Consider the following 24,095-nt stretch of genomic DNA (forward strand, 5'->3'; position numbering starts at 1 on the left):
TCAGGTCGCCGTGGTCTGACCGGCGCCATAGGCCGGATCGCCGTTCTGCCGTTCGAGTTCGGCATCGAGATGCGCGGCATGCGCGCGTGCTTCGGACTCCGACATCAGCTCGCCCTCCCACTTCGCGACCACCGCGCTCGCGATCGAGTTGCCGACCGCATTGGTGGCCGAGCGGCCCATGTCGAGGAACGTGTCGACCCCGAGAATCAGCAGCAGCCCGGCTTCCGGGATGTTGAACTGGTGCAGCGTCGCCGCGATCACGACGAGCGACGCGCGCGGCACGCCGGCCATTCCCTTCGACGTGAGCATCAGCACCAGCAGCATCGTGATCTGCGTGCCGAGCGACAGGTGGATGTTGTACGCCTGCGCGATGAACAGCGACGCGAACGTGCAGTACATCATCGAGCCGTCGAGATTGAACGAATAACCCATCGGCATCACGAAACTGGAGATCTTGCGCTTCACGCCGAAGCGGTCGAGCGCGTCGAGAATCTTCGGATACGCGGCTTCGGAACTGGCCGTCGCGAACGACAGCATGAACGCTTCCTTGATCAACGCGAGCAGCTTGAACACGCGGCGGCCGAGGAACAGCAGCCCGGCCGCGACGAGTGCGGCCCACAGCAGCACGAGGCTCGCGTAGAAGTCGCCCATGAACACCGCGAACTTCAGCAGGATCGACAGCCCGTTGACCGCGACGGTCGACGCCATCGCGGCCATCACCGCGAGCGGCGCGAGCTTCATCACGTAGCCGGTGATCTTCAGCATCACGTGCGCGAGTTGGTCGATCGCGGCCACGAGGATCTTGCCGCGCTCGCCGAGCGCGGCGAGCGCCACGCCGAAGAACAGCGAGAACACGACGATCTGCAGGATTTCGTTGTTCGCCATCGCCTCGGCGATCGACTTCGGCACCATGTGGCCGACGAAATCCTTCAGCGTGAACTTGGACGTCGCGAGATGCGCGGACGCGCCGATGTCCGGCAGCGGCAGGCCGAGGTTCTCGCCGGGCCGCAACAGGTTCGCCATCAGCAGGCCCAGCAGCAGCGAGACGAGCGACGCGGTGACGAACCAGCCGAACGCTTTCGCGAACACGCGCCCGACCGACGCCGCGTCGCCCATGTGCGCGATGCCGACGACCAGCGTCGAGAACACCAGCGGCCCGATCACCATCTTGATCAGCCGCAGGAACACGTCGGACACGAGCGAAATGTAGCCGGCGATTTCCGCGGCCGACTGCTTGTCCGGAAGCTGCGTGTAGATCAGGTAGCCGATCAGGATGCCGGCTGCCATGGCGAGCAGGATCCAGCCTGCCGCAGACATTCGTTTGTTCATGACGGAGTTCGCCGAGTGGCGATGGAGTTGACGGAAGAAAGGTGCGCGCCGCTCAGGCTGGTGGATGTCCGCCGACGGGCGCGCTGCCGCCGCACCGGCATTCGCGGCAACGCGAACGCCGGCGGCAGCGATTCGGGATGAAACGGTCGGGTCAGTAGCCGATCGCCGAACCGGCCGGACGGCGCGGGTCGTTGTAGCCGTAGATGAAGCCGACACGCACGTTGCCGGACACGGACGAATCGTTCCCGGAACTCTGGCGGCTCGCCGCTTCGGTGCCCGGCAGGCCGACCATGATCAGCTCGGCGGCGCCCCACGGCGTCTGCTCGACCATCTTGTAGCCCATGTTGCGCAGGATCGCGAGCGTGTCGGGCGACAGGCCGTAGGTTTCGTAATAGACCGCGTCGGGCAGCCACTGATGATGGATGCGCGGCGCGGCGACCGCATCCTGCGGCGTCATCCCGTAGTCGATCACGTTCAGCACGGTCTGCAGCGTGATCGTGATGATGCGCGAGCCGCCCGGCGAGCCGACCACCATGAACACCTTGCCGTCCTTCTTCACGATGGTCGGCGCCATCGACGACAGCGGACGCTTGCCCGGCGCGATCGAGTTGCGGGTGCCCTGCACGAGGCCGAACAGGTTCTGCGCGCCGACCTTCACGGTGAAGTCGTCCATCTCGTCGTTGAGGAAGAAACCGGTGCCCGGCGCGATGACCACGGCGCCGAAGCGGCCGTTGACCGTATAGGTCGTCGACACCGCATTGCCGTCATGGTCGACGATCGAGTAATGCGTCGTTTCCGGCTTCTCGTGCACGCCGACACCGGGCTGCACGTCGACCGACGGCGTGGCCGTGTCGGCATGGATGCTCTTGCGGATCTGTGCCGCGTATTCCTTGCTCGTCAGCTTCGCGATCGGGTTGTCGATGAAGTCCGGATCGCCGAGCAGCGTGTTGCGGTCTTCGTACGCGTGGCGCATCGCTTCGGTCATGTAGTGGACCGCCGCGGCCGAGTGGTAGCCAAGCTTGCGCAGGTCATACCCTTCGAGGATGTTCAGCGTCTCGCACATCGTCACGCCGCCCGAGCTCGGCGGCGGCGCCGACACGAACTCGTAGCCGCGATACGTGCACGTCAGCGGCGCCATGTCCTGCGCGCGATAGGACGCGAAATCGGCCGCCGTGATCACGCCGCCGCCGCGCTTCGCCGCCGCCTCGACGATCTTCGGGATCTCGCCGTGATAGAACGCGTCGGGCCCCTGCTCCGCGATGCGCTCGAGCGTGCGCGCCAGATCCTTCTGCACCAGGCGGTCGCCCGGCTGCAGCGCCGAGCCGTCCGGGCGCAGGAAGATGCGCGCGGCTTCGGGATCCTTTTTGAAGCGCTCGACCGTCGTGTCGAGGATGTCGGTATCGCCGCGCGTCAGCACGAAGCCGTCGCGCGCGAGCCGGATCGCCGGCGCCATCACCTGCCGGCGCGTCAGCTTCCCGTATTTGCGCTGCGCGAGATCGAGGCCCGCCACCGTACCCGGTACGCCGACCGCGCGATAGCCGTACAGGCTCTGCTCTGGAATGACGTTGCCCGACGCATCGAGATACATGTTCGCGGACGCCGCGGCCGGCGCCGTCTCGCGGAAATTGATGAAGCGGTCGCGACCGTCGGCCAGATGGATCGTCATGAAGCCGCCGCCGCCGATGTTGCCGCAGCACGAGTTGGTCACCGCCTGCGCATAGCCGACGGCGACCGCCGCGTCCACCGCGTTGCCGCCTGCCTTCAGGATGTCGACGCCGATCTGCGACGCGAAGTGCTGCGACGACACGACCATGCCGTTCTTCGCTTCGACCGCCGGGTCCGACGCGGCGAACGCGCACACGCTCATCGCCGACAACAGGGTGAGTATTACGAGCCGCCTCATGACGGAATCCTCCAGACGAATAAACCGGGCCATGCGGGAATGCACCGGTGCGCAACTACGTGTCGACGCTGCCAAGCCGACATGTAATAAACGATACATTTCAGTGAGGCCGCGATCATAGCACTCGGTTTTTTGGGCCAAAACCTAGGGTAAGCCCCGAATTTGAAGCGAGAGCACGTCGATAAGGCCGACAATGAATGTTCGATTTATTACAAATATGAACGTATTCGTTGAGCAGGGTGATGCGTCCCTCTAATTTCAGGGCGTACGCGGCCTGCGGCACGTCGATCGGCTAACATGCGTGCAGTTGGCGGCAGACGCCCGTCTGCCGTTTGGTCGTTCAGTTCAATTCAGATAGAAAGCCGGAGTACCGATGGGGACGAGCATCAGGGCGTTGTTGTTATCCCAGATGGATAGCTTCACGCCGTCGGAACAGAAGGTCGCGCAGGCGTTGCTGGAGCGCTATCCCAGTCTCGGGCTGGGCCCCATCGCGCAGTTTGCGAAGCAGGCGGAAGTCAGCGACCCGACCGTGTTCCGCTTCGTCGTCCGGATCGGTTTCCCGAACTACTCGTCGTTCCAGCAGGCGCTGCACGACGAGATCGACACCGCGATGAATTCGCCACTCGCGCGGATGGATGCGTTCCACTCGGAAACGGGCATGCGCGACAGTCATGCGGCGATCTTCCAGCGGCTGTCCGAATCGCTCGCGGCGACGATCGAAGGGCTCGACGCGGCCGCGTTCGACGCGGCCGTGGCGGTGCTGGCCGATCCGGACGTACGCATTTTCTGCGGCGGCGGGCGGTATACGGCGCCGCTCGCGTCGCTGTTCTCGTTCACGCTCGCCTATGCGCGGCCGCGTGTGCAGTACGTCGAGCCGAACGTGAATCTCGCGTCCGTCGCGCTGGTCGACATGGGGCGCAACGACGTGCTCGTGATCTTCGACTTTCGCCGTTACCAGAAGGACAGCATCCGCTTCGCGCAGGCCGCGCACCGGCTCGGCGCGCGGATCCTGCTGGTCACCGACGAATGGCGCTCGCCGATCGCCGCGTTCGCGGAAATCGTGCTGCGGATCCAGGGGCGCCCGTTCGCGATGCTGCAGACCAACGTGCCGGCGCTGGCGCTCACCGAGGCGCTCGTGATCGCCGTGACGAACCGGCTGCCGGAGCTCGCGCGGCAGCGGATGGAAAAGATCGAGCGGCTCAATGCCGGCGGGATCGAGTGGGATACCAACCAGCGCGACCTGCCGGAGTGATCGCGTGTGGCCATTCGGGCTTGGGCATCAGCGCTCGGCCTCGTGGCGTGTGCAATTCGAATCCCGAACTGCAAATCCGCACATGTCACGCGTCGTGCCAACCACCGTCGCATTCCCTCGTTCAGGGCGCCAGCTCCATCCGGTTGCCCGTCACGACCAACTTGACGGGATCCGTCTTCTTCGACTGCGACTTCGGAATCACTCGTTGCCACTCGGCGCCACGCTGATCACGAAAGAACCCCACCACGCCCACGGCTTGCGTGTCGGCTGCCATCGGCGTGGACAGTTTCACCGTAGCACCATGCACGATCGTAGTCTCCATGCTGCCGAGCAGATCGGCCTTCAGTAGTCGCCCCTGAACAATTCGTTTTGCTCTGGGGAGAGCGTCACATCGCATCTAGGCAGCAGTCCCGCGCTCAATCAGTAGCGCAAGAATCAAGACGTAAAAAGCCGCAGCCTGCGAAGGATCATCTGCAGATTGTGGCCGGCGCCACACAGCACCGCATGAATCGCATCGCCCAACGCGCCCTTGAGCCAGTTTCGATCGAGCCTGCCGTCCGCTTTCATATGCCCAATGGCCGGCTCGATTGCACTGCGACGTCGGATCATCGCGCGCAGGCCGCGTGTGATGCCGCGTCGCAACCCGGGGTGATAGACCTTCACGCCGTCCACGGCGACGCCCTTGTAGCCGCGATCAACGACAGCGATCTCCGGTTGAACATCACTTAGGATCGCCGCCTGTTCCAACGCTTCGGCCAGCGTGCGCCCGTCGTATGGGTTCCTGGCATCGAGCGCGCCCCAACCACCAAGCCTTCCTTGTGCGTCGTCGTGGTCGACACCTTCACGCCGAACTCGTACGGTCTGCGGGCTTTGCCCTTCGAGATACTTCCATCACCGTTGTATCGACGATCACTCGTTTCAGGCTCGACGTCTTGATGACGTCGGCACGCTTGGCCGCCTCAATCGTCTCGGCCAACAGTTCCTCAACGCCAGCTTCGCCCAGCCGCTTGCTCCAGCGCGTCAGGCTCGACGGATCGATCGGCGGCCTCGTCTGCAAGTACGTCTCGCCGGTGAAGACCTGCCAATACGGGTTCTCTAGCCATTGCCAGACCACGTCTTCGTCCGATAGGTCGAACGCGTGCAGCAAGTACAGCAGCCCGCCAATCAGACGCGGCGAGCTCGCCGGCCGGCCCCGGTGCGACACGAAGCTCTCGCTCATCGTCTTGTTCAACCGATCCCAATCAATCAGATCAGCCAAGCGCACCAGCGGATGCTTCAAGTTGATCTGCTCGCGCAGCCGTTGGCGGAAGAAATCTCCCTCGGTCGTCGGCGTCTTCGGGCCCATCCAAACCTCGGCAGAATTTGCAGGAATCTCGCGTCAATATGCCTGCGCCTTGCAAATCTCACAACACCGGTTCAGCTATCGAGCCTTGCTGCACAAGCCTTTACGAATTGTTCAAGGCCGACTACTGATTTTCAGTCAACATTTGACGCCATCCCATCAATGATCCCGCACTAATTTTAAATAAATCAACAGCCAATCATTCCGATGCCACAGATTAAGGCACACTCGAATCGGGACCATACAGCAAGCATCACGCAAAAACTGTAACCAATCCATTTCTCTTTATTTTTTAAAGAGCCCAACACAGACATCATTCGCCATCACAACACGACGATTATTTTTTATATCCCATACCCCCGGATAAGATGTTTTAGAGCAATCCATTTCACCAGCTGGCGCCACATAGCGTCCATCGGGAGAAATAATCGATGCCCCGCCTCACCACTACTGTTAAAAGCCGTGCCCCTAAGCTCACCGATTTTTTTACCAGCAACATACGCCCCCTTCAGAGACACAATATTTTTTGAAGTCCCGACGCGAGCCACTGTAGCCAAATATAAAAATGGGCGTACATTAACAAAATCAAGCGCAACGTAAATTCCCTTCGAGATATTTATATCCGACAGCACACCAACGCGCGTCGGAATCGAAAGAACGTGAATCGCCACCCCAGGTTGGCACTGATCCAGCTGACGCTTATCGACATATGTTGTCTCGGAAAGCATGACAGCGGATTTATCGAAGCTCTCAATCGCGTAGCGCGCCTCCTTATCAAGCAAACAAATTTTTGAACCACCGATTTTCAATGATGTTCCAATCACCTCATAAGCGCCACCCGCATAGACACGAATAGCAGTAGATGCCAGCATTAGCGCAAACAAGCCCCTCCAAAATTTATACATATATTTTCCCATTACAAAATCACATTCTTTACAAAACGCGTGTACTCTAAACGTCGCTCCCAATCCGTATAGCCCCCGTTAATGGCATACGTAACATCGCGCGATATCGCCCGCTCCCTTTGTTGATCGGCTTCCGAAATTGCTACCCCCGAGGAATCGCGATCGATATTCCTAGCCACCTGTGGCCGCTCGAATCTCATGTAAAACCCTCCACTGTCCATACTGTTGTCAGGAAGAGCAACATCATGAGGTCTATCAATTACTGCAGGAATCTTCGTCATACCACCGCGATTTCGCGCACGAAATGCTGAGTCGATCCACCACGATTCGGTAAAGGACGAGTTCGAAATCCACCCCCTGAATACCCAGTAGCTGGCATAATTACTTCGCCCTGTCAATTGCTTGAAACCTCTCCCACGGAACTTCTGTGAATCGCCCCGATCACAGTTACCATTCCGCCAGTCGTACGAGCTCGCGATGCGTGCACCTTTGCTGTTAAATTTTTCCGACCGATACCAAGCATCATCCTCACCAGAACTCTGACCATACCAATGTCCCAATGTAGACTCCGGCACTTTCGATATCGGATTGATAACTTGACCGTAGAACTTTCCATCCTTAATTTTTCCGAGCATGCTTGTTTCCTGCATAGTTGCCAAGCAATTACTCTCAATAGCGCCTTGACCAATAAAATGGGATAACCTGATTGGCGATGTCAGCCCATACTTTCTAGTCGTCTTATTTAACGGCCCAAAATAATTATCACGCAATTGATTCGGAGCTGGCAGCTGATCACGACTATAGCGGCTATCTGGGTAGATATTTTTGAACTCATCCCTATCAATCCACCCACACTTCCTGAAATGCCGAATAAATTCAAGCGGATGAAAAAACCAAAGCTTCTGCCCCGCTGGAAGCCCCGTTTTGTCCCAAAACTGAACCTCCTTCAGATACGTCATGAAATCGTTGTAGCCTTTGTCATTTCCGTGATAGTAGCCACCCTCGTCAAGCAGGCTCGCATAGCGCTCCTCGTTGTTCGTGCTGTCCCATTCACTCGGTGCGTTGCAGATGAACCCGCGCAATTGCTTCCGTACCTGGGCGTTGCCTCGCACATACCCTGAAAGTGCTCTCGCCTTGTGAGCTTCCGGCGTTTCATCTTTCACGGCTGGTACCTCGTGCGGAGCGGCATCGTCCAGTATTTCCTTCAACGCTGCCACATCGCACATTCCGTCACTGTCGAACGGAGTGTTCCCTTCACTGATTTTCTGCCAGCCCATAAATGACAGGAAATCCGCATCGGAGAACTTCTGGATACTCGGGTCATTGATATCGATGTAGCCTGCCTTGTCCGCCGTCCATTTGACCTGCATCCACGTCGCGCGCGCCTCTGCCGCCAGTGTTTGAGTCGGCGACAGGATGCGACCGAAGCGCAGCAACTCGTAGCCGTCGCTCGGGCATGACGAATAAAGCGCCGTCGCACGCTTGTACAGGTCGTATTCGTAGTCCTTTTCCTCGACCGGTTGCGGCGTAAGCAACGTTCGGGTGCCGTCTTGCGCCATACTCCAAACATTGGTGTATTTCGAGCCGACGCTGAAGTAGGTCTCGACAAGCAACGGCAAGGTATTCGAGCCCTCGTGGCCCGGCTTGAATTCAATCCCGTGCAACTTGTTTCGAGCATCGGCCTTCTCAGGCAAACGGCGAAAGTTCCTGCCTGCCGGAATGACGAAATACGCGTGCCCCCACCAGTCGGTTCCATTCGGCGAAGTAGGCGTGCTGTTACCCAGCTGTGTGCTCCCGAAGTAGGCGTCAAAGTCTTCCAGCAACATGAAGATTTCGAAATGCAAATGCGGCATGCCCTCGTACTGGCCGAGCCATCCGAGCACATCTTTGCGCCGAACCTTGTTGCCCTCTCCCGAGACAGCCGGCGTCACCTGCCCCTTGCTCACCGGGCCAGTCGGCGTGCGCAGGAATTCCGGCAAACGCTCTTTGTCCGCACCGTGCTTCATATATTCCACCAGCGGCAGCAGATGCATATAAAGTGAGTAAAAGATCAGCGTACGACCTTCACCCGTCTCGGTCGTATGCTTGAGCAACACGAAGCCGATATGGCTCGCGCCGCTGTCAAACGCATGCTGGCAGACCCGATAGGCGACGACTTCTCCGTCGGCGATCGCGTACACCTCGCCCTTCTCAGTGGGCTGAAGATGCATGCCGCAATGCCAGCGCCGATCGAAGGCGATCGGATAGACGCCGTGATCGCATTCGAGCTCGTCTATAACGTCCATCATCGGATCGGGGCTCGTCCCCGTCGGGGCCGCAAGGCCGGCTTTGGGCAAAAAAGGCGGACTGATGATCATCTCGTTACCGTGTGTGGCCGTATCTTGAGCTGGGCGAGTAGTCGCTCACCGGCAGTTGCGGCAGGTTGACGGACGTATGGCGCGGCCCTTCGAACACGAATGAGGCGGCCCTGATGCGAAATTCACCCGGACAATTGAAGACGACATTGCCGTTCTCGATGGTCATCGACGCGCCGCCACACGCGACCATCGCCCTCGTCTTGGCGCTCACGAGCACATTCGCGCCAGCGCTCGACACGTGCAATTGCTCGTCGGAGAAGAGATCCATCGAAGCGCCTTGCGCCTGAAGCTCGATTTTTCCTTTCGAAAAAATCTTGATCCCGAGCTTGTGCGCACACAGCGAGATCAGGTCACCCGCCACCATGCGCAATCGCTTCACGATGCTCACGTCCATGTCCCGGCCTGCGGTGACGATCACGTTCTCGCCCGTCGATTGCTGCAGTGATTTCGCTGTCACGAATGCGATGCCGCCGGGAGCACTCGCAAGCAACCCCGCGTCGCGAAGCTGATCGAGGCCGTCGAGCAGCGCCGCCTGCGTCGTACGGTCCGCACGGTCGGCCCTGGCTTGTGTCGTCGCGGCCGCAAGGTCCGTTACGCGCTGCAATGCAGCCTTAAGTTGCGCGATAGCGGCGGGCATGTCGAGATGAGGCGTCTCGGATCCACCTGGTGCGTCTGCCGAAACGAAGAGCCCCTTTGGCGCGCGCAACGTGCCCCATTTCTGCGTGGTCAATTCGAAGCCCTGGCCGCGCTTGTTCTTGTCCCTGTCGACCAGATGGCCCATATTGAGCGACGACTGCCCGAACACCGTCGCCAACCGGATGCCCTCGTGGTCTCTGAGATCCTCGAAACGCAACTTGTTGCCGAGCAATGGCGAGCGAAACACGGCGCGGCTATACCAGCCCTCCTTGCCGTGGACGAGGTCGCGACGCGCATGGTCATGCAGGGCCCCTGCGATCAGCAGACGGTCGCAATTTCCCTGGGTCGCGACGACGCGTACTTCGGACCGCGGCAGCAAGGGGATGTGCAGGCCGCCCTGGTACGACGCGGATGTACGCAGCACGCGCAATGGCATGCTGTTCGTGCCACGCTTGCCGCTGTGCCGGGTGAACAGGAGCCTGACGCGATAGCGGCCATACTCGTCCACCCAAGCGTACGGCTCGTCATCGCCGGACTCGACCACACCGATCAGCATGCCGGCGATCCATCGCCAATGCTTTTCAGGAACGTATTCAGGCCGGTAGGTCTGATGTGCGGGGATCGCTTCGAAGGTGTTGACCACCGACTGGCTCCGGCTGCCGGTCGTGACGAGCTTCGTGATCACCATCCCGTGCGGCGCCTCCTGCACCTCGTCATTGGTGATCCGCACCACCATGCCAGGCGTCATGCCGATGACGTTACTCGTGCCCGTGAGCCGAATCTGCCGCGTGAGCAGTTCGTCACGCCGCGCGTCAGCCAGCGCCTGTCCTTCCTCGACCGAATGGAAGTGCTCGATGCTGCGGTTGACGCTCCCATAGACCGAGCGGTCGTCATGGGCCACGAGCGATTCGACTTGCAGCGGATCGTCGGGTATGCGGTAGTTGCGATCCCATTCGCGCACCGTCTGCGGCACCAGCGCGCGCGTGACTTCCAGCGTCAGCATCGCCTCGTGCCAGCTCGTCAGACCGAAATGCGGCATCAACGGCACCTCGAGCGCTCGCATATAGCCCCGCGGCGTATTGCCGAACACCAACGTGTCGCGTTGCGGGCCATCTTCCTTCTTCGCCTGCTTGAAGTAGTAATAGACACCCGCGCGCCGGCAGTGCCGGTCGATAAAGTTCGCGACCGTCTCTTCGTACATCACGGTTTGCTCGAGCTTCCCGTTGAGCCCTTCCAGCTCGAACTCGACGTCGAAGGATTGGAACAAGTCACGATCGACGATCATGTCGCTCAGCAACTCGCGAAACGACTTGTCCAGCAATACGGCCGAATCGTGCACCTCTTCAAGCAGCGCGAAACGCGGCTTCAGATGGACTTGGTAGGTCGCTTCGTCGCGAGACGTTTTGATGCGAGTCCATTGCGTTACGACGCCGTGCACGGTACGCACCGCATGCCGAACCGGATCGATCACGGCCGCCATCGACGGCACGGAAGCGTGTTCCTCGATCGTGAAGACTGCCGGCTGGCCCACAATCATCGCACCATCGATCCGCTTGTCCCGCGAGGTCACGATGATGTCCGCGAGGAATCGCGTATTCATTTCCTCGGTCAGAACGAATGACAGAACGGAGACCGGCACATCGAGCGCCGCGATCTCGATATGCAGTGGTTGGGTAACGACCGAATTGGGGTGTTTCAGTACATCCTGAATGGTTCGCATGGTTGCCGTTGAACGAGAGGTTTTACACCGGCACGTTCGCCCATTCACGCATTCAGGGACGCAGTGCCACAACGCTCTCGCCAGTGAAGCATGTGTTCACGAAGATGAACACATACCGGTCACATATCCGGCAATTCGGAATCTTTACATAATCCGCAAAATCACTTATTTATTTTATGAATTTTTATTTACTTTTAATACAATTTCTATTTTTCCTTATCTCTCATTGCCTCAAACAACGATCTCCACAAGCACTGCTAAAATCGAGCCAATGAAGAGGAAAGATAGACTTTCATGCTGCTACAACGAGGGCTTCCCGCCACCACCGGAGAAATCCGACCCTTTCGAAATTCAAGTATATTTTATACAGAACAATATCCAAAAAATCCCATGTGAATCCTCGACATGTCGAACGGCATCAATCCATTGACCTGATAAATAACCGAATTTTGAAATGTAGAAAATTGTCACGCCCCGACGTCGACGCGACATCGGTGACGGAGGAATGTCGCGCCCTACATCTACTTTCCGACTTTACGAGTCGACATCCTCGAGACTGAACGCTTCCGTCTTGTCGTTGTACGAAAAGACCTCCCCGTACCGCCGCCAGTCGATCACCGCATCGAGCGTTTCCTCCGCCGCTTCGTCGGACAGGAAATCCTCCAGCTCCTGTTCGAAGCGCAGGCGCGGCGCACGATGGCCCGGACGCTCGTTCAGCACCTTCCGGATCCGGGCAGCGAGCGGCACGTGCTTCAGCAAGTGATCCGGCGAACATCAGCTTGCGTTCCTGCGTGCCGAATTCCGCGAACACGCGCGCGGGCGGCGTCAGGAACACGTCGCCTTCGCGCACGTCCGCGAAACAGAGGTGCTGCAGCACTTCCGCGATCGGAAACAGTTCGTCGACTTCCAGATGCAGCGAGCCCGCGATTTCCGGCATGTCGGCGCGCCCGTGGTACGGCGCCATCGCGAGCGTCTCGATCAGGCCGGCCATCAGGTTCGTCGACACGCGCGGCATCCAGCTGCCAAGTTCGAGCCCCTTCTTCGTCGCCTCGCCGGTCTGACGCGCGGCCATCTTTGCGTAGATATCGTCGACCAGCTTGCGGAAATCGGTGTCGAGCCGGTTGCGCGGATGCCTGAACGGCACCTTGATCTCGGCGATCACGCGGCCCGGATTCGACGACAGCACGAGAATGCGGTCGCACATGAACACCGCTTCCTCGATGTTGTGCGTGACGATCAGCACCGACTTGATCGGCATGCGGCCTTGCGTCCACAGATCAAGCAGGTCGGTACGCAGCGTTTCGGCGCTCAGCACGTCGAGTGCGGAAAACGGCTCGTCCATCAGCAGGATCGTCGGATCGACGACGAGCGCACGCGCGAAACCGACGCGGTGTTCTCCATCCGGAACTTGTCGGCCCACGCGACGAGCGGGCGGAGCCGGAACTGGTCGTAGGCGAGGATCACGACCGACATCGCGACGATCACCCAGCCGACCGCGCCGAGATTCTTGTCGGAGATGGCCTGCGCGAGATACGCGCCGATGCCCGGCAGCGTGATCGTCTGGTTGCCGACGGTGATCGCCTCCGACGCGACGACGAAGAACCAGCCGCCCGACATCGACATCATCATGTTCCAGATCAGGCCCGGCATCGAGAACGGCACTTCGAGCTTCCAGAAGCGCTGCCACGGCGTCAGGTGAAAGCCGCGCGACACTTCGCTCAGGTCGCGCGGCACCGTGCGCAGCGACTGGTAGAAGCTGAACGTCATGTTCCATGCTTGGCTCGTGAAGATCGCGAAGATCGCGGCCAGCTCCGCACCAAGCACGCGGCCTGGAAACAGCGCGAGAAAGAACGTGACGGTAATCGAGATGTAGCCGAGCACCGGCACCGACTGCAGGATGTCGAGGATCGGGATCAGCACCATGCCCGCGCGGCGGCTTTTCGCGGCGAGCGTGCCGTAGACGAGCGTGAACGCGAGCGGCGCGATCATCGCGGCGAGCATCCGCAGCGTGGTACGCAACGCGTATTCGGGCAGGTTCGACGGATCGAGCAAGATCTTCTGCATCTGCAGCACGCCGATCGGCGCCATCGTCTGGTGAAAACCGACGATCGCCATCGCGAGTATGCCGATGATCAGCGGAAACGCGACCGCGTCCCAGCGGTTGGGCAGCACGCGCCACGCGGACGCGTTGGCGGTGCGATTCGGATCGAAGAAACCGATATCCATCGGTAGCGTCTTGTGTTGAATTGAAAATCGATGGGTCCGGCCGCATGCCGCGGAGCCAGGCGTCGCAGCCGCGGTGCGAATCAGGACAGCCCGTGCGGTGCGCGGTACGGGATGGCCGACGGCGCGATCGGCGGCACCGAGCCTTCCTTGACGAGACGGAGATCGGCATCGGGGCGGATGCCGACCGGGGCGATGCCCCCGGCAATGACCAGAAAAAACAGCGCGAGGCTGAGGGTGCGCAGGCGGTGACCGATCGCACCGTCCGTATCCGTTGCCGCGAGGTTCGGCATGAAGGGCTCCGGAGAGGTGATTCGGAGTGGGAGGCTATCGGGCAGTCGTGACGCAAATGTGACGTGTCACTTACAGGACATTGACACGTCATCCGGTGGGAGTCGCGCACCGTCCCGCCGGCCGCCAACCCGGATGTTCGACCTCGCAACGGCCGGGAATAAATCCGCCGCTTCGCCGGTATCGCATGCGAAGGCGCCGGCTTATTCCAGGACGATCCGGCCGTCCGGTTTCGTCACGCGAATGCGAGGCTCACATGGCTTCATCGACCCCCACCCGCCCGTCACGCCGCAAGGCCCTGCAATGCATGGCCTTCGGCGGCCTCGGCACGCTGTTCACGCTGTCGGGCGGCATCCTCACGCCGTTCGATCTCGCCCTCGCGCAGGCCGGCGACGCGCGCCCGGCCGCCGCGGGCCAGCCGCTGTTCGTGCAGATCAGCGATACGCACATCGGCTTCAACAAGGACGCGAATCCCGACGTGTCGGCCACGCTGAAGCAGACGATCGATCTCGTCAACGGGATGCCTGCGCTGCCCGCGCTGGCGATCCATACCGGCGACATCACGCATCTGTCGAAGCCCGAGGAATTCGACCACGCGTCGCAGTTGCTGTCCGCGCTGCGCGTGCCGGAACTGCACACGGTGCCCGGCGAGCACGACGTCACCGACCGTTCCGGCGCCGAATATTTCGGCCGGTTCGGCAACGCGTCGGACAACCGCGGCTATTACAGCTTCGACCACGCGGGCGTGCACTTCATCGGCCTCGTCAACGTGATGCACTTCAAGCCGAACGGGCTCGGCAGCTTCGGCGACGAGCAGCTCGCGTGGCTCGCGCAGGACCTGAAAGGCCGCTCGTCGAGCACGCCGATCGTCGTGTTCTCGCACATGCCGATGTGGACCATCTACGAACCGTGGGGCTGGGGCACCGGCGACGCGCCGCAGACGATGGCGCTGCTGCGCCGCTTCGGCTCGGTCACCGTGCTGAACGGGCACATCCACCAGATCGTGTCGAAGGTCGAGGGCAACGTGACGTTTCATACCGCCCGGTCCACCGCTTTCCCGCAGCCGACGGCCGGCAACGGCCCGGGCCCGGTGCCGCTCACGGTGCCGCACGACCGGCTGCCTTCGATGCTCGGCGTGACGACCGTCGAATTCGCCGGCCATCCGGTCGCGTCGTCGCTGCATGACACGACGCTTGCGTGACAAAAATAAGGAAACCGACATGATCCGCTTCAAGCCATCTCGAATCGTCGCGGTGCTGTTCCTGTGCGGCGCGGCCGCCGGCATGCCGCCCGCCGCGTTCGCGCAAGGCCCGACCGGCCCGCTCGTGACGATCCGCAATTTCATGTTCTCGCCGATGTCGACCACGATCAAGGCCGGCACGACGATCACGTGGAAGAACCTCGACGCGGAACCGCACACCGTCGTCAACGATGCCGGCATCTTTCATTCGAAGGCGCTCGACCAGGATGAGACGTATGCGTTCCGCTTCGACAAGCCGGGCGTCTACAAGGTGTTCTGCGGCATTCATCCGTACATGAAGGAAACGATCACCGTCGAATGACGATGCCGGCCGGTCGTCATCGGCGTATGCTCACCGCCCCGCCGAGCGCATGCCCGGCGCGGTACCGGCGACGACCGGGCACGACTGCGGCAGCGCCTGCCCGAACAGCACGGCCAGCCCGCAAGCGGACGTGAACATGCCGAGGCCGTCATGCCCGACGCCCGGCACTTCGACGACCTGCTGCGCGAGATCGTCCGGATGCCGCTTCTTCAGGTAATCGAAATACGCGAGCCCGCGCGCGAGCCGGTACGGCCCCTGCGCCATCGCCGCGCACGAACGGTCGATGAAATGCGTGGTGGGATTCGTGTCGGCCTGCCCAAGCAGGTACACGACATGGCGCGCGACATAGCGCGTTTCGAGATCGCGCACGTCCTGCGATGCAACGTAAGGCGGCGCCGACTTCAACCCGTACTTCCATTCGGTCGCGCGCGGGCAGGCGCCGCCTGCCATGGCCTCGGCATTCGGCCGTTCGTCGTCGAAATACAGGTAGCTCGACGGGTTCGCGACCACGTAGCGCACGGCAATGCCGGTACGCGCGAGCGCGTCGCCTTCGCGCCCGACCACCGCATAACGCTGCAGCAACTGTGCACCGGCCGAGTGGCCGATCACGACGACCGTCGACAACGACGGGTACCGGCCGCGGTCGGCGAAATGCGCGAGCAGCGCGTCGAGCGCCGCGAACGAGCTGATCGGGCCCGCCTGGCGGGCCGGTTCACCGTCCTTCCATCCTTCCTGCGTCCATGCGAGCGTCGGCGCGGGCAACGAAAACGCGCGCACGTCGGCGCGTGTCAGGAACTGCGGCGCGACGACCATCGTGCCCGTGCCGGCCGCACCGGCCTTCTCGACGACCTCGCGCCCCGATGCGTAGTACGCGTCGGCATTACGCAGCGTGCCGTGAATCACGATGAACACGCGCGTGACGTCGGGCGCGGCCTGGTCGAGCGGATGATCGGCGTAGACGGGCAACACCGCACGGCCCTGCGGCGTGTCGACGGTTATGCGCTGGTCGGCGACGGCCTTGACCGGCGCTTCGAGACGTTCGCGCTGTGTGGGCGTAATGGCTTCCGCCGGCCGCGCGCCGACCAGCATGCCGACGGCGGCACAGGCCAGCGCGAGCGGAACGGCATATGACAGGGCTCGAGCGGCCGGCAGCATGCGCGAGAGTCGGATGCGGGAAAAGGCAGCGGAAGTGACGGACATGGCGGCGGCTCGGGTGGCGGATATGACTTGAACGGCGATGGTCGCAGAATCCGTCGCGCGCCGCCGGTCCGTTGCGGAAAACGAATCAGCCCGCCGGTTGCGTATCGCGCTCCGCGCCGACGCGCGCTTCGCCCGATCTCGTACGGCGATAGCCGATTGCAGGCAAGGCGACCTGAAGCCGGCGGCCCTCATCGACGGCGGTTCACATCGCGCTCTATCCGACCCCGAGATTACAACGCCCTATCAACCCCATTGCCGGCAGTGCTTTCAAACATATCGCAAAAAGACGATATATGATTCGCCCATCGACGATACCCGTTTGCCCGACCGAAACACCCAGCCTTTCCATGCCGACCGAACTCGACATCGACGCGATCCTGAAAGCGCTCTCGAACCCCGTGCGCCGGGAAATCCTCGTCTGGCTGAAAACGCCCGACGAGCATTTTCCGCAGCAGACGCTGCCATACGAACACGGCGTCTGCGCGGGCCAGATCGACGCGCGCTGCGGGCTGTCGCAGTCGACCGTCTCCGCGCACCTCGCGACGCTGCAGCGCGCGGGGCTCGTGACGTCGACGCGGATCGGCCAGTGGGCGTTCTTCCGGCGCAACGAGGCCGTCATCGACGCATTTCACGACGCGCTGCGTCGCGAACTCTAGCCAACGGCCGAACCGGCCATGCGGGGCGCCGTCGTATCCGACCCGACGGCTTCTCCGCCTTTCATAAGAGGTTATTTGCCATGCCCACGCTGTTCGATCCCGTTACCCTCGGTGACCTGACCCTGCCGAACCGCATCGTGATGGCGCCGCTCACCCGCGCCCGTGCGGGCACGGCGCGCGTGCCGAACGCGCTGATGGCGCGCTACTACGCCGAGCGCGCATCGGCCGGCCTGATCATCACCGAAGCGACGTCGGTCACGCCGCAAGGCGTCGGCTATGCCGACACGCCCGGCATCTGGTCCGACGAGCAGGTCGAAGGCTGGAAGCAGATCACGCAGGCCGTGCACGCGGCCGGCGGGCGCATCGTGCTGCAACTCTGGCACGTCGGCCGGATCTCCGATCCGATGTTCCTGAACGGCGACCTGCCGGTCGCGCCGAGCGCGATCGCCGCGGGCGGCCACGTGAGCCTCGTGCGTCCGCCGCGTCCGTTCGTGACGCCGCGCGCACTCGAACTCGACGAGATTCCGGGCATCGTCGCCGCGTATCGCAAGGGCGCCGAGAACGCGAAGGCGGCGGGCTTCGACGGCGTGGAGATTCACGGCGCGAACGGCTACCTGCTCGACCAGTTCCTGCAGGACAGCACCAATCGCCGCACCGATGCGTACGGCGGCCCGATCGAGAATCGCGCGCGCCTGATGCTCGAAGTGGTCGACGCGGCGATCGACGTGTGGGGCGCGGGCCGGGTCGGTGTGCACCTTGCGCCGCGCGGCGACGCGCATACGATGGGCGATTCCGATCCTGCGGCAACCTTCGGTTATGTCGCGCGCGAACTCGGCCGCCGCAAGATCGCGTTCATCTTCACGCGCGAATCGTATTCGGGCGACCAGTTGAGCCCGCGCCTGAAGGAAGCGTTCGGCGGCCCGCTGATCGCGAACGAGCAGTTCACGCTCGACACCGCGCAGGCCGCGCTCGCGAACGGCACCGCCGACGCGATCGCGTGGGGCAAGCTGTTCATCGCGAACCCGGACCTGCCGCGCCGTCTCGAACTCGGCGCGCCGCTCAACCAGCCGGTGCCGGAGACGTTCTACGCGGAAGGCGAAACCGGCTACACCGACTACCCGGCGCTGAGCGACGCGGCCTGACGGCACAACGGCGCGGGTTCAGATGCGCACGTCCGCGCGCATGAACACGCGCCGTGTTTCGTCGAGACCGAGCGCGACGTGGTGCGCGCGTATCGCGCGCAGCGGGTTGTCGAGTGCTGCATCGTCGATGATCCGGAAACCGAGGCGCGCGTAGTACGGAGCATTCCACGGCGCGTCGCGGAACGTCGACAGCACGATCTCCGTGATCCCTTCCCGCGCCGTGCGCGCCGTCACCTGTTCGATCAGGCGCGCGCCGATACGCTGCCCCGCATGCGACGGCGCGACATCCAGTTCCTCCAGATACAACCGCCGCGCATCGAGCAGCCGGTAGAACGCGAACCCCACGCATGTGCGTTGCGGATCGACCGCGACGTACGCGCGGCCGTCGTCGATGCGCTCGAGCACGGCGGCCGCATCGGTCGGCTCGCCGTCGGCGATGTCGGCCATGCCGATCGCGCGAAACCGCTGCGCGGCGGCGACTTCCACGGCGGCCATCGCGGCCGCGTCTTCCCGCGTGGCGGGGCGAATCAGGATCGATACAGGCATCACGGCAATTCGGGCAGACGGTCTGGAACGGCCGTCACTATAGTCGAATCTTCACACGTATCGTGTCGAATGCCCGATCCAGGCGGTCGTCGTGGATCACGAGCGCGCCGTCCGGATGGTCGATCGTCAACGTCGCGTTGTCGGGCCATGCGGTCAGGTCGATGCCGAGCGCAGGCAGCGTGCCGCCGCCATGCCAGCGCAGACGCGGATGCCGTGCGCGATCCGGCTGCCCCGCCTTGCGGGACCATGTGTCGCGCACGCGCCCGACCTGCCCGGCCAGAGATTCCTAACCGGACCTTCCCGGCCGGACCTTCCCGGCCAGATCAGAAGTTCACGCGAATCCCGGCCATCACGGCCAGTTGCCGGCTCGAATTGCTGTTCGCGAGCACCGGAATCTGCGCATAGTTCGCCGCGTTGCCGTCCGCATCGGTGCCGAGCCCCGTGCCGCTCGCGATCTGGCCGATCGCGACCGCATACAGCGCGGTGCGCTTCGACAGGCTGTAGTTCGTGCCGACGTTTACCTGGTGGAACCGCGTCGTGCCGCGCCCGTCCGTATGCGCGGCGTTGAAGATGTACGCGACGCCGCCTTGCAGCGCCGGCGTGAACATGTACGTGACGTTCAGCTCGCCGACGTCGAACGTGAACGCCTGCGTGCGCGGCTGCGCAGCGCTCGAAAAATAGCGGCTCTCGCCGAGCCGCGTATGCGTATAGGTCAGCGCGAGCGTCGCCGCGCCGAGCGTGACCGACCCGCCCGCGCCGAACGCGCGCATCGAGCCCGCATCCTGCAGCAGGCAATACATCGCGCCCGGGTTGCCGCACGCGAAATCGCCGATATAGCCGCTCGCGCCGCCGAGCGCCGCGTCGAGCGGCTGGTGCAGGTCGAGGTAGCCGACCGAGAAGGCCACCGGCGAGCGCGTGTACGTCGCGGCCACCGCATAGCCGCGCTTCGCGGAAAAATCGCCGGCCTGCCCGCCGAAGCTGAACGTGCCACCGAACGTGAGGCCGTTGAAATCGGCACTGGTGAACTTTACCGCGTTGTTGAAGTTGAACGCGGCATTCAGGTTGTCGACGTCGCCGAGATGCGAGCCATACGGCGTCGCCCAGTTGTTGCTCGACACGTACGCGCCGAGCATGTCCGTGTACGAATCGTATTGGCGGCCGAGGCCGAGCGTGCCGATCGAATCCTGGCGCAGCCCGACCCACGCCTGCCGGCTGAACGCGGTGCCGCCCTGCAGCGCCTGCCCGCTCGCGGACAGGAACTGCTGCTCGAGCGTGAACACCGCACTCAGGCCGCCGCCGAGCGGCTCGGCGCCCTGGAAGCCGAAGCGGGACGGCACGAGGTTGCCGCCGCCCATCTGCCATGCATGGCCGCCGCCCGTGCTGCCGTCGGCGCGCGTGAATTGCTGGTTCGTCGAATAGATGATGCCGGTGTCCACGGTGCCGTACAGCGTCACGCTCCCCGAAGTCTGCGCGTGCGCGTGCAGGCAACCCAGCATGGCCGCGGCTGCGGTCAGTCGTCGTCCGTTCTTCATGTCCCGCCCCTCAATAGTCATCGATTCGCAGTACAAACCGATGGTGTTGTCGATATGGGTGGCAGGACTGTATCCAGCGAAAATTCCGGACCTCTATCCCAAATCAGCAAACGGTGATGAGGACGGGCGACACATGACGATACTCGGCGGCGCGGCCGCGGCGGGAAGGCGTCATTCGGGACGCAAGGTTTGCGACGGCAGCTCGCCGAACAGGTCGCGATACTCGCGCGCGAAATAGCCGAGATGCGTGAAGCCCCAGCTCGCCGCGGCTTCGCCGACGCCGAGTTGCCGCACCGACGTCGTGCGCAGCAGGCGACGCACCGCATTCAGCCGGATCGTGCGCAGGTAGCCGACCGGCGTGACGTCGGCCACGCGCTGGAAGCTCGTTTGCAGCGTACGACGGCTGCAACGCAGCGCGCGGCAGAGTTCGAGCACGGTGACGGGTTCCTCGGGCCGGTCGCGCAGATGCTTCTCGCAGCGGCTCACGATGTCGCTGTAGGTGGCGTGCGTGATGTCGCGGCGCTCGACGCCGATCCCCTGTTCGAGCGCGTCGAGGAACATGCCGAGCATCGCGTCGCGAAACATCTTGCGGGTGGCCGCGTATTCGAGGCAGCCCGGATTGCGCTGCGCGTCGTCGATCAGCGACGACAGCCGCACGCCGAGCGCGACGCCCTGCGCGTCGGACAGCCGCGTCACGTGCCGCAGCCGGCGCGCGCCGGCCGCGCCGAATTCGGCCTCGCACAGCTCGTCGACCATGTCGGACGCCGCGCTGATCCCGACGAGCCCCATCCCTTCCGGCGTGTGGAATTCGAAATCCTCGCCGGCGCGCAGCGCGAGCAGCGCATAGCCGTCGACCGGCTGGCCCTGGAACGTGCCCGCGAGCGGCACGGACAACGGCACCGCGAGCGACGTGCGCCCGGCCGGCGCGAGCCCGGTTTGCGCGACGCGCCGGTTGGTCGTTTCCCGGAAGAAGTGGAAATCGTCGTACAGCACCTGCGTGACGGTGCCCTTGAAACGGCCCGGCGTCATCTGACGGTACACCTGATGCCAGCCCGCGATCGCGAGCCCGTGATCGTGCACGTCTTCGTGTGAGCGTGACTGGAACAGCATCGGCACCTCCGGTAAAACCCTGATTTCTCGATGCGACCGCCGGGTTCACGCGGCACGCATCGCCACAGCTTACCCTCGCAAAATCCCGCGCAGTGCGGCTTCGAACGCAAGACAGGCCGCCGACAGCGCGGCGGCCTGCTCGTCGATCAGCCTGACATAGCGGCGAAACGACGGCATCCGGTTCACGACCTCGCTACCGCCGAACGGCACGATCGCGAGCGTCCAGCGGCCATCGCGCGCGGCGATCGCGCAGTCGGTCAGGTGCAGCCCGCGCAGCGCGTCGGCCAGCGACGGCCCGGCAAGCAGCGCGGCCAGCGTGTCGATGAAGACGGGGTCGCATCCGGGCGCGGGCACGGCTTCGATACCCGTACGGCGCAGCCAGCCGGTCTGCCGCACGCATGCGCTGCCCTGCGCGGCCGGGCCGTCGGCGGCGGCCGTCACCGTCACGCTGACCGTATGCATCAGGAACTGGCGCTCGACGCGCTCGTCGATGCCCACGCGCACGCCGTTCGGCAGCCGTGCCGAGACGCCGCCGACGCCACCGACCGCGTCGGCGTCGCGCACGGCCCGCAGGTCGGCGAGCACGCGCGCGGCGATCGCGCCGGGCCGATGGCCGGGCGGCGGCGCATCGAGCGCCGCACGCCGCGAGCCAAGCGCGGCCTTCACGACGCGACGTGCTCGTTGCGCAGCACGTCCTCGACCGGCACCGGCCTGAACGGATGCCGGCGCTGCACGACGAGCGTCCAGAACAGCGCATACAGCGCGGTGAGCCCGAGCATCGCGCCGAACGGCACGTAGATGTCGCGCGCGTTCATGCCGGGCGGCGTGATGTACCAGATCGCGAGCACGATGCCGACGCTCGACACGATCTGCGGCAGCGGGAACAGCGGCGAGCGGTACGGGCGCGGCAAGTCAGGCCGGCGGATGCGCAGCATCACGACCGACGCGGTGACGAGCAGGTACGCGGTGCCCCACGCGCAGGTGGCGGCGAGCACGAGGTGGAGGATGCTGTCGAGATTGCCGTTGATCAGCCACGCATGAACGATCGGCACGATCGCCGACGCGACGATGCCGACCACCGGCGTCTTGAAGCGCGGATGCAGGTACGCGAAGCAGCGCGGCAGCGCGCCGTCGATCGCCATCCCGTACAGGATGCGCGGCAGCCCGGCCATCAGCGTGTTGATCGTCGCGGCGCCCGCGCACAGGAACGCGATGCCGAACCACACGCGCCCGAACGGCCCGAGCACCTGCAGCGCGAACGCGGGGATCGCACCCGGCGTGTCGAGCAGGTGCGTGAGGCCGTCGGGGCTCACCGGCACGTTCGCGACCTGGCGGCGGATCGCCGCGCCGTACAGGAACATGCAGATCGCGACGCCGACGAGGCCGAGCGCCATCGCGCGCGGAATCGTGCGCCCCGGCGCCTTCATCTCCGGCGCGAGCGGCGTGACGAACTCGCAGCCGACGAACATGAACATCGCCATCCCGACCAGCGACAGCACGGACGGGATCGACGTACCGACTTCCGAGCCGCCGAACCAGCCGTCCAGATGCACGGCCGGCGCGGCCGCGAGCCCGAGAATCCCGAAGATCATCAGCGACAGCCACATGCCGGCCGTCAGCACGATCTCCAGCTTGCTGAACACCTTGATGCCGATGATGTTGGTGATCGCGAACGTGACCACGAGGCCGACGCCGACGAGCCACGAACTATTGTGCTTCTCGAACGCGGCGTTCAGCGATTCGAAGTTCACGAGCGCCATGATGCCGCTCAGGATCGTCTCCGCGGTGCCGGCGAACACGTGCACGAGGAAATACGCGGAAATCGTGCCGGTGATCGCCCAGAAGCGGCCGAGCCCGCACGACAGGTAATCGTAAACCGAGCCGGCCGTCGGCAGCATCGCGGCGGCTTCGGAGAAGGTCGTGGCCTGCGCCTGCATCATCACGAACGCGACGATCATCGCGACCGCGAACGCCCAGCCGCCCATCCCGAAGCCCGACGTCGCGGTGAGGATCACCGGGCTCGCCATGATGAGGCCGACCGCGCTCGCCAGCGCGGTCGGGAAACCGACCGCGCCGGCCTTCAATGCGGCGCCGCCGCCTGCTTCAGCCGGCGAGCCGGCGGACGTATCGCCCGCGGCGCCGGTCATTCCCGACCATCCCGACATCGTTGTCTCCTTCGTGGGTTGGCCCGAACCGGCGCTTCGTCAGCGGCCGGGGCCAGATGCTTTGCGGTCGGCCCCGGGCGGTGCGTCAGCGCGTCGATGCCCCGGGCCCCTGTCGATCACGGCGTGATCCGATGTCGAAAAAATACGCAGGCAAAATAATCCGGTCATAGCGCAAATCGGCAAACCCGCGATGGCGTTTACCCTCCGCCGCGGGTTTGCCGGTC

18 protein-coding genes and 4 pseudogenes are annotated in these 24,095 nt (G+C 63.4%); 5 read left to right on the plus strand and 17 right to left on the minus strand.

Annotated features, from left to right (window positions below; all coding sequences use genetic code 11):
- Together LGN10_RS24840 and ggt are read right to left on the minus strand one after the other, a co-directional pair.
- Window positions 1-1,329 carry a dicarboxylate/amino acid:cation symporter gene (locus LGN10_RS24840; protein ID WP_059584840.1) on the minus strand — a complete coding sequence of 443 codons (1,329 nt, stop codon included), beginning with the start codon at window positions 1,327-1,329 and terminating at the stop codon, window positions 1-3.
- Between the two features lie 151 nt (window positions 1,330-1,480).
- Window positions 1,481-3,232 (minus strand): gamma-glutamyltransferase, encoded by a 1,752-nt coding sequence (gene ggt, locus LGN10_RS24845; RefSeq protein ID WP_226225313.1) that lies wholly within the window; start codon window positions 3,230-3,232, stop codon window positions 1,481-1,483.
- Between the two features lie 373 nt (window positions 3,233-3,605).
- Here ggt and LGN10_RS24850 point away from each other — a divergent pair, with 373 nt between their 5' ends.
- The gene (locus tag LGN10_RS24850) at window positions 3,606-4,484 is read left to right on the plus strand and encodes a MurR/RpiR family transcriptional regulator (RefSeq protein ID WP_059584838.1); all 879 of its coding nucleotides are present in this window, start codon (window positions 3,606-3,608) and stop codon (window positions 4,482-4,484) included.
- Window positions 4,485-4,605: 121 nt separating this feature from the next.
- Here the strand turns inward: LGN10_RS24850 and tssJ are convergent, their stop codons facing one another.
- From tssJ to LGN10_RS24890, 8 genes and pseudogenes are all read right to left on the minus strand, one after another.
- Entirely contained in the window at window positions 4,606-4,881 is a 276-nt protein-coding gene (gene tssJ, locus LGN10_RS24855) for a type VI secretion system lipoprotein TssJ (protein ID WP_226225317.1), read from the minus strand.
- A pseudogene (locus tag LGN10_RS24860) lies at window positions 4,882-5,829 on the minus strand (transposase). It lies immediately after the preceding gene.
- Between the two features lie 341 nt (window positions 5,830-6,170).
- Window positions 6,171-6,731 (minus strand): hypothetical protein, encoded by a 561-nt coding sequence (locus tag LGN10_RS24865; protein WP_226225318.1) that lies wholly within the window; start codon window positions 6,729-6,731, stop codon window positions 6,171-6,173.
- An 11-nt stretch (window positions 6,732-6,742) separates the two neighbouring features.
- Window positions 6,743-9,088: a M23 family metallopeptidase gene (locus LGN10_RS24870; protein ID WP_226225319.1), complete on the minus strand. Its 2,346-nt coding sequence runs from the start codon at window positions 9,086-9,088 to the stop codon at window positions 6,743-6,745.
- A gap of 4 nt (window positions 9,089-9,092) precedes the next feature.
- Complete coding sequence (locus LGN10_RS24875; protein WP_226225320.1) at window positions 9,093-11,444, minus strand: type VI secretion system Vgr family protein; 2,352 nt, start codon at window positions 11,442-11,444, stop codon at window positions 9,093-9,095.
- Between the two features lie 534 nt (window positions 11,445-11,978).
- A pseudogene (locus LGN10_RS24880) lies at window positions 11,979-12,834 on the minus strand (AAA-associated domain-containing protein); the annotation flags it as partial.
- Window positions 12,828-13,670: pseudogene (locus LGN10_RS24885) on the minus strand (ABC transporter permease subunit); the annotation flags it as partial. The pseudogenes LGN10_RS24885 and LGN10_RS24880, both read right to left, overlap by 7 nt.
- An 80-nt stretch (window positions 13,671-13,750) precedes the next feature.
- Entirely contained in the window at window positions 13,751-13,960 is a 210-nt protein-coding gene (locus LGN10_RS24890; RefSeq protein WP_226225321.1) for a phosphate transporter, read from the minus strand.
- Window positions 13,961-14,214: 254 nt separating this feature from the next.
- Here LGN10_RS24890 and LGN10_RS24895 point away from each other — a divergent pair, with 254 nt between their 5' ends.
- Together LGN10_RS24895 and LGN10_RS24900 are read left to right on the plus strand one after the other, a co-directional pair.
- Complete coding sequence (locus LGN10_RS24895) at window positions 14,215-15,159, plus strand: metallophosphoesterase family protein (protein ID WP_226225322.1); 945 nt, start codon at window positions 14,215-14,217, stop codon at window positions 15,157-15,159.
- A 19-nt stretch (window positions 15,160-15,178) separates the two neighbouring features.
- Window positions 15,179-15,520 carry a cupredoxin family copper-binding protein gene (locus tag LGN10_RS24900; protein WP_226225323.1) on the plus strand — a complete coding sequence of 114 codons (342 nt, stop codon included), beginning with the start codon at window positions 15,179-15,181 and terminating at the stop codon, window positions 15,518-15,520.
- Window positions 15,521-15,550: 30 nt separating this feature from the next.
- Here LGN10_RS24900 and LGN10_RS24905 read toward each other — a convergent pair whose 3' ends face one another.
- Complete coding sequence (locus tag LGN10_RS24905; protein WP_226225324.1) at window positions 15,551-16,720, minus strand: alpha/beta hydrolase; 1,170 nt, start codon at window positions 16,718-16,720, stop codon at window positions 15,551-15,553.
- 347 nt (window positions 16,721-17,067) lie between these two features.
- Between LGN10_RS24905 and LGN10_RS24910 the strand changes: the two genes are divergently transcribed.
- Window positions 17,068-17,376 (plus strand): ArsR/SmtB family transcription factor, encoded by a 309-nt coding sequence (locus tag LGN10_RS24910; RefSeq protein WP_059584834.1) that lies wholly within the window; start codon window positions 17,068-17,070, stop codon window positions 17,374-17,376.
- 80 nt (window positions 17,377-17,456) lie between these two features.
- Window positions 17,457-18,518 carry an alkene reductase gene (locus LGN10_RS24915; RefSeq protein ID WP_226225325.1) on the plus strand — a complete coding sequence of 354 codons (1,062 nt, stop codon included), beginning with the start codon at window positions 17,457-17,459 and terminating at the stop codon, window positions 18,516-18,518.
- A gap of 18 nt (window positions 18,519-18,536) precedes the next feature.
- Here LGN10_RS24915 and LGN10_RS24920 read toward each other — a convergent pair whose 3' ends face one another.
- From LGN10_RS24920 to LGN10_RS24945, 6 genes and pseudogenes are all read right to left on the minus strand, one after another.
- Window positions 18,537-19,064 carry a GNAT family N-acetyltransferase gene (locus LGN10_RS24920; protein WP_226225327.1) on the minus strand — a complete coding sequence of 176 codons (528 nt, stop codon included), beginning with the start codon at window positions 19,062-19,064 and terminating at the stop codon, window positions 18,537-18,539.
- Window positions 19,065-19,149: 85 nt separating this feature from the next.
- A pseudogene (locus tag LGN10_RS24925) lies at window positions 19,150-19,281 on the minus strand (phosphatidylinositol diacylglycerol-lyase); the annotation flags it as partial.
- A 106-nt stretch (window positions 19,282-19,387) separates the two neighbouring features.
- Window positions 19,388-20,596 carry a porin gene (locus LGN10_RS24930; protein WP_226225328.1) on the minus strand — a complete coding sequence of 403 codons (1,209 nt, stop codon included), beginning with the start codon at window positions 20,594-20,596 and terminating at the stop codon, window positions 19,388-19,390.
- Window positions 20,597-20,767: 171 nt separating this feature from the next.
- On the minus strand, window positions 20,768-21,706 hold the full coding sequence (locus LGN10_RS24935; RefSeq protein WP_059584816.1) for a helix-turn-helix domain-containing protein: 939 nt from the start codon (window positions 21,704-21,706) through the stop codon (window positions 20,768-20,770).
- 69 nt (window positions 21,707-21,775) lie between these two features.
- Complete coding sequence (locus LGN10_RS24940; protein WP_059584815.1) at window positions 21,776-22,372, minus strand: DUF3156 family protein; 597 nt, start codon at window positions 22,370-22,372, stop codon at window positions 21,776-21,778.
- Window positions 22,369-23,871, minus strand: a complete 1,503-nt coding sequence (locus tag LGN10_RS24945) for an APC family permease (RefSeq protein WP_226225329.1) — start codon at window positions 23,869-23,871, stop codon at window positions 22,369-22,371. The genes LGN10_RS24940 and LGN10_RS24945 overlap by 4 nt, the downstream gene beginning before the upstream one ends.
- Window positions 23,872-24,095 lie beyond the last annotated feature (224 nt).

Origin of the sequence: Burkholderia sp. AU32262, from assembly GCF_020419985.1 — a bacterium.
Lineage (GTDB): Bacteria > Pseudomonadota > Gammaproteobacteria > Burkholderiales > Burkholderiaceae > Burkholderia > Burkholderia semiarida.

Coding starts and splice junctions, on each gene's coding strand:
- LGN10_RS24840 (WP_059584840.1), bottom strand. CDS start 1,329: ATGAACAAACGAATGTCTGCGGCAGGCTGGATCCTGCTCGCCATGGCA.
- ggt (WP_226225313.1), bottom strand. CDS start 3,232: ATGAGGCGGCTCGTAATACTCACCCTGTTGTCGGCGATGAGCGTGTGC.
- LGN10_RS24850 (WP_059584838.1), top strand. CDS start 3,606: ATGGGGACGAGCATCAGGGCGTTGTTGTTATCCCAGATGGATAGCTTC.
- tssJ (WP_226225317.1), bottom strand. CDS start 4,881: ATGCGATGTGACGCTCTCCCCAGAGCAAAACGAATTGTTCAGGGGCGA.
- LGN10_RS24865 (WP_226225318.1), bottom strand. CDS start 6,731: ATGTATAAATTTTGGAGGGGCTTGTTTGCGCTAATGCTGGCATCTACT.
- LGN10_RS24870 (WP_226225319.1), bottom strand. CDS start 9,088: ATGATCATCAGTCCGCCTTTTTTGCCCAAAGCCGGCCTTGCGGCCCCG.
- LGN10_RS24875 (WP_226225320.1), bottom strand. CDS start 11,444: ATGCGAACCATTCAGGATGTACTGAAACACCCCAATTCGGTCGTTACC.
- LGN10_RS24890 (WP_226225321.1), bottom strand. CDS start 13,960: ATGCCGAACCTCGCGGCAACGGATACGGACGGTGCGATCGGTCACCGC.
- LGN10_RS24895 (WP_226225322.1), top strand. CDS start 14,215: ATGGCTTCATCGACCCCCACCCGCCCGTCACGCCGCAAGGCCCTGCAA.
- LGN10_RS24900 (WP_226225323.1), top strand. CDS start 15,179: ATGATCCGCTTCAAGCCATCTCGAATCGTCGCGGTGCTGTTCCTGTGC.
- LGN10_RS24905 (WP_226225324.1), bottom strand. CDS start 16,720: ATGTCCGTCACTTCCGCTGCCTTTTCCCGCATCCGACTCTCGCGCATG.
- LGN10_RS24910 (WP_059584834.1), top strand. CDS start 17,068: ATGCCGACCGAACTCGACATCGACGCGATCCTGAAAGCGCTCTCGAAC.
- LGN10_RS24915 (WP_226225325.1), top strand. CDS start 17,457: ATGCCCACGCTGTTCGATCCCGTTACCCTCGGTGACCTGACCCTGCCG.
- LGN10_RS24920 (WP_226225327.1), bottom strand. CDS start 19,064: ATGCCTGTATCGATCCTGATTCGCCCCGCCACGCGGGAAGACGCGGCC.
- LGN10_RS24930 (WP_226225328.1), bottom strand. CDS start 20,596: ATGAAGAACGGACGACGACTGACCGCAGCCGCGGCCATGCTGGGTTGC.
- LGN10_RS24935 (WP_059584816.1), bottom strand. CDS start 21,706: ATGCTGTTCCAGTCACGCTCACACGAAGACGTGCACGATCACGGGCTC.
- LGN10_RS24945 (WP_226225329.1), bottom strand. CDS start 23,871: ATGTCGGGATGGTCGGGAATGACCGGCGCCGCGGGCGATACGTCCGCC.